This window comes from Maribacter spongiicola (genome assembly GCF_004364165.1).
In the GTDB taxonomy this organism is placed as follows: Bacteria; Bacteroidota; Bacteroidia; order Flavobacteriales; family Flavobacteriaceae; genus Maribacter; species Maribacter spongiicola.
This window is the reverse complement of the sequence record NZ_SOAY01000010.1, coordinates 656018-669337: the sequence shown is the minus strand read 5'-3', so window position 1 is coordinate 669337 and position 13320 is coordinate 656018. Positions and strand designations below refer to the sequence as shown.

15 protein-coding genes are annotated in these 13320 nt (G+C 35.6%); 12 read left to right on the top strand and 3 right to left on the bottom strand.

What is annotated here, in order from left to right; genetic code table 11:
• Positions 1-61: 61 nt before the first annotated feature.
• The 11 genes from CLV90_RS03530 (at position 62) to CLV90_RS03480 (ending at position 8495) form a co-directional block, all read left to right on the top strand.
• On the top strand, positions 62-1849 hold the full coding sequence (locus CLV90_RS03530) for a tetratricopeptide repeat protein (protein WP_133686128.1): 1788 nt from the start codon (positions 62-64) through the stop codon (positions 1847-1849).
• 76 nt (positions 1850-1925) lie between these two features.
• A complete protein-coding gene (locus CLV90_RS19575; RefSeq protein ID WP_133686127.1) occupies positions 1926-2558 on the top strand; it encodes a DUF4286 family protein in 633 nt (210 codons plus the stop codon).
• Positions 2559-2578: 20 nt separating this feature from the next.
• Positions 2579-3445 carry a 16S rRNA (adenine(1518)-N(6)/adenine(1519)-N(6))-dimethyltransferase RsmA gene (gene rsmA / locus CLV90_RS03520; protein WP_133686126.1) on the top strand — a complete coding sequence of 289 codons (867 nt, stop codon included), beginning with the start codon at positions 2579-2581 and terminating at the stop codon, positions 3443-3445.
• Entirely contained in the window at positions 3432-4787 is a 1356-nt protein-coding gene (mgtE, locus tag CLV90_RS03515) for a magnesium transporter (protein WP_133686125.1), read from the top strand. Before rsmA ends, mgtE begins: the two co-directional genes overlap by 14 nt.
• 116 nt (positions 4788-4903) lie before the next feature.
• Positions 4904-5269 carry a cupin domain-containing protein gene (locus CLV90_RS03510; protein ID WP_133686124.1) on the top strand — a complete coding sequence of 122 codons (366 nt, stop codon included), beginning with the start codon at positions 4904-4906 and terminating at the stop codon, positions 5267-5269.
• A 10-nt stretch (positions 5270-5279) separates the two neighbouring features.
• A complete protein-coding gene (locus tag CLV90_RS03505; RefSeq protein WP_133686123.1) occupies positions 5280-6224 on the top strand; it encodes a 2-hydroxyacid dehydrogenase in 945 nt (314 codons plus the stop codon).
• Between the two features lies 1 nt (position 6225).
• Positions 6226-6681 carry a DUF1801 domain-containing protein gene (locus CLV90_RS03500; protein ID WP_133686122.1) on the top strand — a complete coding sequence of 152 codons (456 nt, stop codon included), beginning with the start codon at positions 6226-6228 and terminating at the stop codon, positions 6679-6681.
• Positions 6682-6687: 6 nt separating this feature from the next.
• A complete protein-coding gene (locus tag CLV90_RS03495) occupies positions 6688-7074 on the top strand; it encodes a VOC family protein (protein ID WP_133686121.1) in 387 nt (128 codons plus the stop codon).
• Positions 7075-7129: 55 nt separating this feature from the next.
• On the top strand, positions 7130-7579 hold the full coding sequence (locus CLV90_RS03490) for an NINE protein (RefSeq protein WP_133686120.1): 450 nt from the start codon (positions 7130-7132) through the stop codon (positions 7577-7579).
• A gap of 79 nt (positions 7580-7658) precedes the next feature.
• Positions 7659-7982: an ArsR/SmtB family transcription factor gene (locus CLV90_RS03485; RefSeq protein WP_133686119.1), complete on the top strand. Its 324-nt coding sequence runs from the start codon at positions 7659-7661 to the stop codon at positions 7980-7982.
• Positions 7983-7994: 12 nt separating this feature from the next.
• The gene (locus tag CLV90_RS03480; RefSeq protein WP_133686118.1) at positions 7995-8495 is read left to right on the top strand and encodes a GNAT family N-acetyltransferase; all 501 of its coding nucleotides are present in this window, start codon (positions 7995-7997) and stop codon (positions 8493-8495) included.
• 1 nt (position 8496) lies between these two features.
• Here CLV90_RS03480 and CLV90_RS03475 read toward each other — a convergent pair whose 3' ends face one another.
• From CLV90_RS03475 to CLV90_RS03465, 3 genes are all read right to left on the bottom strand, one after another.
• Positions 8497-10317: a GNAT family N-acyltransferase gene (locus CLV90_RS03475; protein ID WP_133686117.1), complete on the bottom strand. Its 1821-nt coding sequence runs from the start codon at positions 10315-10317 to the stop codon at positions 8497-8499.
• 81 nt (positions 10318-10398) lie between these two features.
• Complete coding sequence (locus CLV90_RS03470; protein ID WP_133686116.1) at positions 10399-11646, bottom strand: aspartate kinase; 1248 nt, start codon at positions 11644-11646, stop codon at positions 10399-10401.
• Between the two features lie 37 nt (positions 11647-11683).
• Positions 11684-12166, bottom strand: a complete 483-nt coding sequence (locus tag CLV90_RS03465; protein WP_133686115.1) for a GNAT family N-acetyltransferase — start codon at positions 12164-12166, stop codon at positions 11684-11686.
• A 107-nt stretch (positions 12167-12273) separates the two neighbouring features.
• Between CLV90_RS03465 and fbp the strand changes: the two genes are divergently transcribed.
• The gene (gene fbp / locus CLV90_RS03460; protein ID WP_133686114.1) at positions 12274-13284 is read left to right on the top strand and encodes a class 1 fructose-bisphosphatase; all 1011 of its coding nucleotides are present in this window, start codon (positions 12274-12276) and stop codon (positions 13282-13284) included.
• The last annotated feature ends 36 nt before the right edge of the window (positions 13285-13320 follow it).

The following is a 13320-nucleotide window of genomic DNA, read 5'->3' as shown; positions in this document are numbered from 1 at the left end:
TTTCGAGCGCTTGTTACCATCTCCTTAACAACAACTTACCGCATTCTATGTATCTTTGATTATGCGCTTTATCTTTTTTATAATAACATATACAGCCCTGTCTACATTTAGCTTTGCGCAAGATGATTTCTTGGCAAAGCAATATTTTGCTGATGGCGATTTTGAAAAAGCTGTTGTTTTTTATGAAAAATTAGTAGAAAAAAATCCGAGAAGAACGGAGTATGTTCAAGATTTAGTCGCCTGCTATCAGCAACTAGAACGATATGTGGAGGCTGAAGATTTTTTGAACGAACGCTTAAAAGACCGCAACCCCTACCCTACACTCTTAATAGATTTAGGTTATAACTATGCCCTTCAAGAAAAAGAAGATATGGCACAGATTAATTATGACAAGGCTTTAGACATCATTTCAAAAAATCCGAATTACGGCTATGCCCTAGGTCTTCAGTTTCAAAAATATAGCCTTTTAGATTTAGCCATTAAGGCTTTTCAACAATCAATGGATCTAAACCCTGCTTTAGACTTCAACTTTCAAATGGCAAGAATTTATGGTGAACAGGGCAATGTTGAGGCAATGTACAATTCGTACCTAAACCTCGTAATCGATGGTAAAACATCTAAATCTAATATTTTACGAAGCATCGATGATTTTGTTTCTGAAGATGCGGAAGATAAAAACAATATCCTGTTGAAAAAAGTATTGTTAGAACGGGCACAAAAAAATCCTGATGTACTTTGGAACGAGCTTTTAAGCTGGCTTTTCGTACAGCAAAAACAATATGGCAGTGCATTTAGACAAGAGAAAGCTATCTATAAACGCATGGACGGTAGTTCTACAACGCGTTTAGAAAATTTAGGAAAAGATGCTCTAGAGAATGAAGAAAATGAAGTTGCAAAAGATATTTTCAGCTACATCATTGAAAACACTAGCAATAACCTTATAAAATTAGATTCAGAATTATACCTCATCGACATTGAATTACTGAACCCATCTGCTAGTCAACTAGAAGCAATTCAAAAAAAATATGATGCGCTAATAGATGAATACGGCTATAAAACACAATCGCTGCAACTTCAAGTTGCCTATGCCAATTTTCTAACCTTTAAAAAAAATGACCCGGCACCTGCAGAGAAGTTACTTAAAAATAGTCTTGACCTTCCTTTAAGCGATAGAGGTACCGCATACTTAAAGTTAGCCTTAGGCGATATTTTGGTCTATGATAAAAAATTTAATGAAGCCCTTATCTACTTCTCACAGATTCAACAAAAATTAAAGAACGATGTGCTTGGGCAAGATGCACGTTATAAAGTAGCACAAACAAGTTTTTATAAAGGAGATTTCGATTGGGCATTGACCCAACTAAAGGTTTTGCGTAGTTCTACGTCTCAACTTATTGCGAACGATGCCATGCAATTAAGCTTATTGATATCAGATAATTCACTCGAAGATTCTACACAAACCGCACTTAAAAAATATGCAAGAGCCGATTTTTTAGCCTACCAAAATAAAACCGATGAAGCAATTACTGCATTGGGCGATATTTTAGAAAATCACAAGGGAGAAAAAATTGAAGATGAGGCGCTATTGAAGCAAGCACAGTTGTTCGAAAAAAAGAAGAAATATGAAGATGCCGAACTAAACTATCAAAAAATCATCACATTTTATGGTAATGGCATTCTTGCCGATGATGCTTATTATGCCTTGGGCGAAATATATAGAAAAATATTGAACGACCCTATCAAAGCCAAAGAACAGTACGAGAAGATTATCTACAATTATCAAGATAGTTACTATTTTCCTGAAGCACGAAAAAACTTTAGAATTTTAAGGGGAGATTCCATAAATTAAAATCAGGCGTCATCTAATTCGTTTTAAGCGTTAGTTAAACTAACTTTGCATATCAATTTTGAACTTGAACTAACGCATGTATATATATAACGTTACCACAAATGTAGAAGAAACTGCTCATGATACTTGGGTACAATGGATGAAAGAAATCCATATTCCACAAGTACTTTCAACAGGGAAATTCTTAAGCGCAAAATTCTCAAAAGTATTGGTTGAAGAAGACATGGGCGGCTTCACCTATTCGGTACAATACACAGTACAAGACAAAGCTACCTTAGAACGATATTATGAAGAAAACGCTCCTGCGTTAGTAGAAAGTATTCAGCGTAAATTTGCGGGGCAATTGGTTTCTTTTAAAACAGAATTAGAAATAGTAGATGAGTACTTTGTACAAAGGGCTGCGGCTACACACTATTTATTTACCTATGGCACCCTGCAAGATAGAGATGTACAATTAGGTGTTTTCTCTAGACCATTAAACGGGTTTGAAGATGAATTGCCCTTATATATTATATCTGAGGAGAAGGTAGCCGACCTTTACCCTACCTTACAACATACGGGCGTTAAAGAAGATGTTATTAAAGGACAAGTATATACGCTGTCTCATCAAGAATTAGAAAAAGCAGATAGTTACGAGGGTGAAGCATACGAAAGAATTCAGATACAGCTAGCTTCTGGAAAAAACGCCTGGACTTATATCGCTAAATAAGATAGTGCAAAATAGTAGTTATGGGAACGAAAAGGAAGAAGAACAAAGACGATAAATATGCTCATAAAAAGCATAACGAAAAAAGTCCTGTAAAAGCGAAAAAGTACTTAGGTCAGCATTTCTTAAAAGATGAAGGTATTGCAAAGCAAATAGCCGAAACCTTACTACAGAAAGATTATAAGAACGTAATAGAAATAGGTCCGGGTACGGGAGTGCTAACTAAATACCTTCTTTTACGAGATAGTAATTTAGTGGCTATGGATTTGGATAGCGAATCAATTACCTACCTAAATGAAAAATTTCCGTTAGAACACCCTAAGGCATTCGAGGGCGATGGTACTTTTAAGGTTATTGAGGCAGATTTTTTGAATTACGATATTTTCACATTATTCGGCGACGAACAATTTGGCATAACTGGTAACTTCCCTTATAATATCTCTACCCAGATTGTTTTTAAAATGCTAGAACTTAGAAACCATGTTCCTGAGTTTTCAGGGATGTTTCAAAAAGAGGTCGCGCAACGTATTTGCTCATCAGAAGGTAGTAAGGCATATGGTATTCTTTCTGTTTTAGTTCAGGTATTTTATGATGCCGAATATCTATTTACGGTAGATCCAATTGTTTTTGACCCACCTCCAAAAGTACAATCGGGGGTATTGCGATTAACAAGAAAAACAAAATTTGAGCTTTCTTGCGATGAACAACTTTTATACCGGGTAGTAAAAGCAGCATTTAATCAACGTAGAAAGACATTACGTAACAGTTTAAAAACATTTACATTGTCAGATAATTTACGAGAAGATACTATATTTGACCTTAGACCAGAACAATTGGCGGTTGACGATTTTGTTGCATTGACGAAGAAAATAGCAGATGACACCCTTTAAACTAACAGAAGAATTTGTAGAAGAAATAGAACAGCTCATTGAACAAAACAATGATGCTGAACTAAATTCTATGTTAGATGCCGTGCATTATGCCGATGTTGCTGAAATCATTAATGAATTAGATGAGACCAAGGCAACCTATTTAATTAAGTTACTTGGTAGTGATAAAACCTCTGATGTACTAACCGAGTTGGATGAAGATATTCGCGAGGCTATTTTAGGTAATTTATCATCTCAAGAAATTGCCAGTGAGCTAGATGAACTAGACACCGATGATGCCGCAGATATTATTGGCGAACTTCCAAAAGAGCAGATACAAGACGTTATCTCTAAAATCGAAGATAGAGAACACGCTAAAGATATCGTTGATCTTTTAAGATATGCCGAAGATTCCGCCGGCGGCCTTATGGCAAAAGAACTTGTAAAAGTCAATGAAAATTGGAACGTACTTACTTGTGTAAAAGAAATGCGTGCACAAGCAGAGAACGTTACTCGCGTACATTCTATATATGTGGTAGATGATGAAGATAAATTAAAAGGGCGACTATCGTTGAAAGATTTATTGACCACTTCTACTAAAACACACATAAAAGACGTGTTTATTAAGAACGTAGATTCGGTAAACGTTAATGAAGACCCAGAAGAAGTGGCTAGGATCATGACTAAGTATGACTTAGAAGCCATACCTGTAGTTGATGAAATAGGCAGATTGGTAGGGCGTATTACCATTGATGATATCGTAGATGTAATAAAAGAAGAAGCCGAGCGCGACTACCAAATGGCCGCAGGTATTTCTAGGGGTGTAGAAGCAGATGATAGCATTTGGGAACTTACCAAAGCACGTTTGCCATGGTTAATTATAGGTATGTTCGGCGGTATTGGTGCAGCTAGTATTATAAGTAGTTTTCAAGAAGTAATGAATACATTTCCAATACTGCTCATTTTTGTGCCTTTAATACAGGCAACAGCAGGTAATGTTGGCGTACAATCTTCAGCTATTATGGTTCAAGGTCTTGCCAACAATACTGTTAAAGGAGAGATTTTAAATAGGTTATTAAAAGAATTTACCTTAGCCCTAATAAATGGTATCGCCATAGCCGCAATTGTATTGGTCATAAGTCACTTTTTCTTTCGTACCAGTTACTTAATATCCCTTACACTTTGTGTAGCTTTAATTTCCGTAATCATAATAGCCGCACTTATAGGCACATTTATACCTGTGTTTTTAGATAAAAGAGGTGTTGATCCAGCGGTAGCTACGGGTCCGTTTATCACCACTGGTAATGATATTTTCGGTATTTTGATTTACTTCTCTATTGCAAAGATGATTTTAGGTATTTAATAAACAGCCAATCTTCTTTTTAGAATACTGCCGCTTTGCGTATATTACTGTATTGAAATGCTCATAAAATTAATCAAGCCTCATTTATCCTGAACAGGATAGAATGAACAGCACTCATGAACAGTATTACCTTAAAAGAAAAATTGAATCAAGTAACTGCTTATTGGCATCCGCACCAAATAGGTGTTGTTGATGATATGCAGGTTTTACTGGCGAAAGTAAAAGGTGAATTTGTATGGCATTCGCATGATAAAGAAGATGAACTTTTTCAAGTTATAAAAGGCACGCTTTATATGCAATTTAGAGATCGAACCGAGATAGTAGAGCAAGGAGAGATTATGATTGTGCCTAAAGGTATTGAACATTGCCCTATGACCAAAAATGATGAAGAAGTGCACATTATGTTGTTTGAAAAATTAAGCACTGCTCATACAGGTACAACCCAAGACAAAAAAACACAAACAGAATACCCCAAAATATAATTTAGATTACATGAAAGTATTACACGTAGACATCAATCACCCTTTAATAATTGAGCAATTTTCTGAATTAGGTTTTCAGAACGATGAAGACTACACCTCTACCAAAAAACAGATTGAAGCCAAAATCGCTGATTATGACGGACTCATAATTCGCAGTAGATTCTCAATTGACACTGATTTTTTAGATAAGGCAAAAAACTTAAAATTCATAGGCAGGTTGGGTGCCGGACTAGAAAATATTGACACAAGATATGCCAAGTCTCTTGGTATTTTTCTTGCTGCAGCCCCAGAAGGCAATCGTAATGCTGTAGGCGAACATGCGTTAGGTATGCTTTTATCCCTTTTTAATAAACTTAACTCAGCAGATAAAGAAGTTAGAAGCGGCAAATGGGACCGAGAAGGTAATAGAGGCGTAGAATTAGAAGGTAAAGTGGTTGGCATTATCGGTTATGGCAATATGGGAAAAGCCTTTGCCAAAAAATTAAAAGGTTTCGATGTAGAAGAAGTGATCTGCTATGATATTCAAGGTGGCGTAGAAGATGAAAACGCCCGTCAAGTAGGTATTATGGAATTTCAAAATAGGGTCGATGTAATAAGCTTACATGTACCTCAAACAGAATTGACCATAGGCATGGTCAACAAAGAGTTTCTTGAAAAATTTGAAAACCCTATTTGGATTATTAATACTGCGAGAGGCAAATGTGTTATTACCACAGATTTAGTAGAAGCTTTAAAATCGGGTAAAGTACTTGGCGCAGGTTTAGATGTTTTAGAATATGAAAAGGCATCTTTCGAAAACATGTTCACCGATGGTAATTTACCAGAGGCATTTCAATATCTAATTAGCTCTGATCAAGTAATACTATCACCCCATGTGGCAGGTTGGACCGTAGAAAGTAAAATTAAATTAGCACAGACTGTGGTAGACAAGATTAAAGCTAAATTTTTAAAGTAGCATGAAATACGAAGCCAACACTCCAGACGAGTTTATTGCCCAATTACCACCAGAACGCAAAGTGGTAATTGAAAAGCTAAGAGGTATTATTTTAAAGAATTTACCCGTTGGTTTTGAGGAGCGATTAAGTTATGGCATGCTGGGCTACGTAGTACCACATTCTATATATGCGGCAGGTTATCATGTTAAGCCAGAACAACCGTTACCCTTTATCAATTTAGCTTCACAAAAGAATTTTATTGCACTATACCATTCAGGCATTTACGCAGATATTGCGCTAATGAATTGGTTTAAAAGCGAATACCCCATACACTGCAAACGCAAGCTAGATATGGGCAAAAGTTGTGTTCGGTTTAAAAGTATGGATGATATCCCTTATGAGCTTATCGCCGAACTATGCAGTAAAATGACTCTGACAGAATGGATTAATTTATACGAGGAGAATATCAAAAAATAAATCGATATGAAAAAAAGAGTAACAGGTTTAGGCGGATTCTTTTTCAAAACTAAAGATCCTGATCAATCTAAAAATTGGTATAACAAACATTTGAAACTTAACACTGACCAATATGGCTGTACATTTTGGTGGAAAGATAAAGAAGGCAACGATTGCTCAACACAGTGGAGCCCAATGAATGCCGATACCGATTATTTCAACCCCAGCCAATCTAGCTTTATGATGAATTTTAGGGTTGAAAATCTTGTAGAATTATTAGAAATTTTAAAGGAAGAAGGCGTTACCATAGTTGGTGAAATTCAAGAATTTGAATATGGAAAATTTGGTTGGATACTTGACCCTGACGGAAATAAGCTAGAGCTTTGGGAACCAATTGATAAAGCATTTCTATGATGTTGAAATAATTACTACATTTATCACTTATAATAACCACCAAACAACATACAAAATGTCAGACGAGAATAAAGATTTTGGAGACAAGGCAGAAGACGCCTTTGACAAAGCAAAAGAATCAGCTAAGGAATTTTCAGAGGATGCAAAAGAATCTGCAAAAGAATTTAGTGATAATGCGAAAAAAACAGCCGATGAGTTTAGTGCTGGAGCCAGAGAAGCTTTTAGTAGTGCAGGCGGTGAAAACAAAAAAGTATTGGCTGGAATTCTAGCAATTATTTTTGGTTCATTAGGAGTTCATAAATTTATATTAGGATATCAAAAAGAAGGTATAATATTATTAGGTATAACAATAGCATCTTATGTACTAATGTGTGCATTTGGACTTGGGTTATTAATAGTATGGATTCCTGGAGTAATAGGATTAATTGAAGGTATCATCTATCTAACAAAATCAGACGAAGAGTTTTACAACACCTACCAAGTAGGTAGAAAGCCTTGGTTCTAAAAATCTTAAGCCAGATAAAATAGCATCTGGCTTTTTTTGAAATTTTTATTATCGTAATATTCAAATATATAAATACAAAGTGGGCGTTACTAAAACACAAATATTTAATACAGAACAGAATAAGTTGGCGGTCATTTTCAAGGTACTGTCCAACCCTGCACGTATTGCCATTTTACAATATATAAGTCAGCAAGATGCGTGTATTTGTAATGACATCGTTGATGAAATTGGTTTAGCTCAACCAACTATTTCGCAACATTTAAAAGAGCTCAAGAGTATAGATTTAATTAAAGGTGAAATTGAAGGTAAAAAAGTATGCTATTGTATAAATCTACCAAAATGGACCGAAATACAAACAGTACTGAATTCTTTCTTCGACACCACTAAAAGTAATTGTTGCTAAAAAAAATTCGATATGAATGCTATAACTATTAGAACCATGTTACCGACAGATTGGGAGTTCGTTGCTAACATTTATAAAGAAGGCATTGACACTGGCATGGCAACATTTGAAACCAAGGTACCCACTTATGAAGCTTGGGACAAAGCACATATGAGCACCTGCCGTTTTGTTGCCGAAAGCAATACTGAAATTATGGGCTGGGTTGCCCTCTCCCCCGTTTCTAATAGATGTGTATATGGTGGCGTCGCAGAAATAAGTGTCTATATTTCTAAAAAAAGCCGTGGCAAAGGGTTAGGGAGATCTTTATTAGAACATGTTATATCGGCAAGCGAACAAGAAGGCATCTGGACGTTGCAATCTGGCATCTTCCCTACAAATTATAGTAGCATTAAAGTTCATGAAGCTACAGGCTTTAGAATGATCGGTAAACGTGAGCGTGTTGGCAAACTACACGGTAAATGGATAGATAATGTGCTTTTTGAAAAACGTAGCAGTGTTGTTGGTATAGACTAAATTACGCTTCTGCTTCGGGATTTTGAGACTCCAATAACTTTCGCTCCAATTCTGCTTGAAATTCCTCCATAACTGGTTTTACGGTACTCTCAGGTAAATCGGCAATTTTGATATACATTAATCCGTCAACCGAATTATTGAACAATGGATCCACGTTAAACGCTACCACTCTTGCGTTTTGTTTAATATACTTTTTTATCAATACCGGCAAACGTAAGTTACCTGGCTCAACCTCATCTATTAAACGATCGAACTTATTTAAATCGGCTTGGGTTTCATCAAAAACAAATTCCTTGTCGGCATCCTTCAATTTTACCTTGAATTCCTTTTTAGGTCTTATGTATTGCGCTACATAAGGATCCCAATAATTCGACTTCATAAATTCGATCATCAACGATTTAGAGAAGTTTGAAAATTGGTTACTGATACTTACCCCACCTATTAAATACTTATGTTCTGGAAATCTTAAAGTAGTATGCACAATGCCCTTCCAAAGTAAAAACAATGGCATTGGTTTTTGCTGGTATTCTTTAGTGATATAGGCACGACCCATTTCAATCGAGTGCCCCATCATATCATATAATTCTGGTTCAACCCTAAAAAGATCTTGCAAATAAAAGCCATCAATCCCATGCTCAGGAAAAATCTCTGACCCCATACCCATTCTATAGGCGCCAACAATACATTTCGCCTCATCGTCCCATAGAAAAAGGTGGTGATAATAGCTATCGAAACTATCGAGATCAATGGCTTTATTCGTACCCTCACCAATGGCTCTAAAGGTAACTTCTCGTTGTCTTCCTATTTCCTTTAAAATAAAAGGCATATCTTTTTCCTTAGCCAAAAAGACTTCATAATTCTTACTTTGCAGTAAGCGACAATCTTTCTCTCTAAGTTTTTCAATTTCACCCTCCATAACCTCTTTACGAACTGCATCTGCAATTTTTTTAGGTTGCTTTGGTATTTTAAGGCTTGTTGGTATTTGATCTATTAAACGCTCTTTTTCATAAGCGTTGGACAGCATATAGGTTTTGCGACGTAACAAATCTGTGTATTCTTCTAAACTTGCCTGCTCTTTTTGGGTAGCTACAGAAATCGGCTGCCCTATTCTAACTTTAATAGGTCTATTTCTTTGAGAAAATACTTGTGAGGGAATCATAGCCGTCCGTAGCGAATCTCCCAATTTAGAAATACGGTAAAACAACGAACTATTTTTGGCATGAAAATAAATAGGAACAACAGGCACATCTGCTTTTCTAATCAGTTTTATGGCAGCTTCTTCCCAAGGTTTATCTACAATGAGCTTACCATCTTTATGGGTCGAAACTTCACCAGCAGGAAAAACCCCTAATACGTGACCATTTTTTAAATGCTCTAAAGTTTTCTTGAATCCGGCTAAATTACTTCTGGCATCTTTATGCTCGCTAAACGGATTTACCGGTAAAACAAAAGGCTCTAGCGGCACCATTCTTTGTAATAAGAAATTAGCCATTATTTTATAATCTGGTCGTTGCTTCACCATTAATTTAAACAACAAAATACCATCAATAGCACCCAACGGGTGATTACTAATAGTCACATACGGACCATCTTTAGGCAAGCGTCTAAAATCTTCCTCTGGAATTTCATAGTCAATTTCAAAATGCTCTAGAATTGCATTTGCGTAATCTTCACCCTCTAAATGAGCAATAGTATCATAATAACGATTAATGCCAGATAATCTAGTCACCTTCAACAACACCCAACCAATAAAAGTACCAAACACTCCGTATTTGGAGAGCTTGATAGCATTGGCAATTTCCTTAGCGGTAACTAAACCCATAAATCATCATCGATTAGACTGTAAATATAGGAAAATAGCCTTTGCAGCTACCTATTAAAAATTATTGAAATGACATTAGAATTACTTCACCACCAACTGTACTGTTTCTGTACCACGTTGTTCTAATAATAACTCATGACCGTTCTGCAACGATTCTAGCGCTTTAGTATTAAAATGTCTGATAGTGTATAACGAAACATTCTCATGATGCGCCACTTTAAACTTGCTTTTCAGTTGTTGTAATAGTGCATCTAAACCTCCAAATTTATTATCAACACAAACAGAAAAACTAATGGCAGAATTTTGAATTAGATCTACCTTTATTTTATGCTGATGAAATAATTTAAATAACTCGCTGATACTGTCTTCAACAATAAAGGAGAAATCAAGTGAAGACAATTTCATTAAAACCTGATTTTTCTTCACTATAAAACAAGGTACTTTTGGTTCAATACCAACACCTTTGCCAACCGTAGTTCCTTTACCTGTAGGATTAACAAATGATTTTACGTGCAACGGAATTTCTTTACGCTGCAAAGGTTGTAAAGTCTTTGGGTGAATTACAGAAGCACCATAGAACGCTAATTCGATAGCCTCTCTATATGATATATTATTCAGTAATTGTGTTTCTTTAAAATATCTAGGATCTGCGTTTAACACTCCCGGTACATCTTTCCAGATAGTCACAGAATCGGCATTTAGACAATAGGCTAATATGGCAGCAGAATAATCAGACCCTTCTCTACCTAAAGTTGTGGTAAAATTATTATCATCGCTACCCAAGAAACCCTGTGTAATATTTAACACCTTTTTATCTATTGTGGTTACGTTCTTTTGAGTACGTTCCCAGTCTACCGTAGTGTCTCTGTAATTACTATCTGTTTTAATGAAATTCCGAACATCTAACCAATTATTGGCAATACCTATTTCTTTAAAATAAGCGCTGATAATCGTAGTAGAAATCAATTCTCCGTAACCAACTATTTGATCGTAAACGAAGTTATAATTAGGTGATTTATTCCATACTAAAAAGCCGTTGATTTCATCAATAAGCACCTTTATTTCCTTATAAATAGCATGTTGTGCATTAGGGAATAGTTCAGATACGATATCTAAATGATAATCAACCATTTCGGCTACCTTAGAAGGTATTTCTTTTTTATCATTGAAATAAGCATTTATAATATCTTCCATAGCATTGGTGGTCTTACCCATTGCCGATACTACCAATAGTGTATTTTCATACCCTACTTCTTTCAAAACCTTAACTACATTTTTAACCGCATTTGCATCTTTAACCGATGCTCCACCAAATTTAAAAACTCTCATATGCTATTGCTCTCTAAATTTTATTTTCATTTTTTAATTAAGCTATTTCGCTTAAATACTTTTTTATTCCTGTTTCATCTAACTGCACCACATCCCAATCTCTCATTACATTGGCGCCCTTACTCTCGTAAAAACCTATTGCAGGTTCATTCCAATCGATAACTTCCCAACTTATTCTCTTTACACCTAATGCATCGCCATATTTAACGACTTCATTCAAAAGTGCAGTACCTAAGCCGCTACCACGCATTTCTTCTGTAACAATTAAATCTTCTAAATGAATAACGGGTCCTTTCCAAGTAGAATACCTAGGGTACACCAAAGCCATACCCACAATTTTATCATTCTTTTCTGCAACAAAACAGTGAAATAATTTCTGTTTACCAAATCCATCTTCCTCTAAATTCTGCACACTCACTTCTACGGCATCATCTTCCTTTTCAAAAGAGGCGAGTTCTTGAATTAAGTGAAGCACTTGCTTCATATCTTCTCTTTGGGCAACCCTAATTGTATACTCCATAATTGTTACAAATAAAACACAAAGTTATAAATTTAAAAAATGTAATTAAAACGAAAATTGAACGTTTAACAAAATACACGATATTTGTATAAACCATAAACTAAAAGATGTCTCCAAAAAGAAATCAGACCCTAGGGGAGTTTATTATTGAAAATCAAGATTCATTTCAATATTCCTCAGGTGAATTATCAAAGCTTATCAATGCCATTAGATTAGCTGCTAAAGTTGTTAACCACGAGGTGAGCAAAGCAGGCCTAATCGATATTTTAGGCGGAGTTGGCGAAACAAACATTCAAGGTGAAGATCAGCAAAAACTTGACCTTTTCGCCAATGATAAATTTATTCAGACCTTAAAAAACAGAGAAATTGTATGCGGTATTGCTTCTGAAGAAGAAGATAGTTTCATTAGTATAAATAGTAATGATGACAATCACCAAAATAAATATGTAGTGCTGATAGATCCATTAGACGGATCTTCTAACATTGATGTAAATGTTTCGGTAGGTACTATTTTCTCTATTTACAGACGTATAACTCCCGTAGGTACACCCGTAACTATGGAAGATTTTTTACAACCAGGTAATCAGCAAGTTGCAGCAGGCTATGTAGTATACGGTACGTCTACCATGTTAGTATATACAACCGGTGATGGTGTAAATGGTTTTACATTGAACCCAGCACTAGGTACTTTTTACCTATCTCACCCAAATATGAAGTTTCCTGAAAATGGCAGAATTTACTCTGTAAACGAAGGAAACTATGTGCATTTTCACCAAGGGGTAAAAGATTACATTAAGTATTGCCAAATGGAAGAAGATGATAGACCCTATACTTCTAGGTACATAGGATCTTTAGTTTCTGACTTTCATAGAAACATGATCAAAGGTGGTATATACATGTACCCAAAAAGTAGCGTAAGTGAAAGTGGTAAACTAAGATTGTTATACGAATGTAACCCTATGGCTTTCTTAGCCGAGCAAGCAAACGGAATAGCAATAGGTGGTAAAACTCGTATTATGGACATTGTGCCAACAGAACTACATCAACGTGTTCCGTTCTTCTGTGGAAGCAGAAACATGGTCGAAAAACTACAAGAATTTCTAAATAAATATCATTAATAAAAAAAGGGAGCAAATTGCTCCCTTTTTTATTTT

Coding starts and splice junctions, on each gene's coding strand:
- CLV90_RS03530 (WP_133686128.1), top strand. CDS start 62: ATGCGCTTTATCTTTTTTATAATAACATATACAGCCCTGTCTACATTT.
- CLV90_RS19575 (WP_133686127.1), top strand. CDS start 1,926: ATGTATATATATAACGTTACCACAAATGTAGAAGAAACTGCTCATGAT.
- rsmA (WP_133686126.1), top strand. CDS start 2,579: ATGGGAACGAAAAGGAAGAAGAACAAAGACGATAAATATGCTCATAAA.
- mgtE (WP_133686125.1), top strand. CDS start 3,432: ATGACACCCTTTAAACTAACAGAAGAATTTGTAGAAGAAATAGAACAG.
- CLV90_RS03510 (WP_133686124.1), top strand. CDS start 4,904: ATGAACAGTATTACCTTAAAAGAAAAATTGAATCAAGTAACTGCTTAT.
- CLV90_RS03505 (WP_133686123.1), top strand. CDS start 5,280: ATGAAAGTATTACACGTAGACATCAATCACCCTTTAATAATTGAGCAA.
- CLV90_RS03500 (WP_133686122.1), top strand. CDS start 6,226: ATGAAATACGAAGCCAACACTCCAGACGAGTTTATTGCCCAATTACCA.
- CLV90_RS03495 (WP_133686121.1), top strand. CDS start 6,688: ATGAAAAAAAGAGTAACAGGTTTAGGCGGATTCTTTTTCAAAACTAAA.
- CLV90_RS03490 (WP_133686120.1), top strand. CDS start 7,130: ATGTCAGACGAGAATAAAGATTTTGGAGACAAGGCAGAAGACGCCTTT.
- CLV90_RS03480 (WP_133686118.1), top strand. CDS start 7,995: ATGAATGCTATAACTATTAGAACCATGTTACCGACAGATTGGGAGTTC.
- CLV90_RS03475 (WP_133686117.1), bottom strand. CDS start 10,317: ATGGGTTTAGTTACCGCTAAGGAAATTGCCAATGCTATCAAGCTCTCC.
- CLV90_RS03470 (WP_133686116.1), bottom strand. CDS start 11,646: ATGAGAGTTTTTAAATTTGGTGGAGCATCGGTTAAAGATGCAAATGCG.
- CLV90_RS03465 (WP_133686115.1), bottom strand. CDS start 12,166: ATGGAGTATACAATTAGGGTTGCCCAAAGAGAAGATATGAAGCAAGTG.
- fbp (WP_133686114.1), top strand. CDS start 12,274: ATGTCTCCAAAAAGAAATCAGACCCTAGGGGAGTTTATTATTGAAAAT.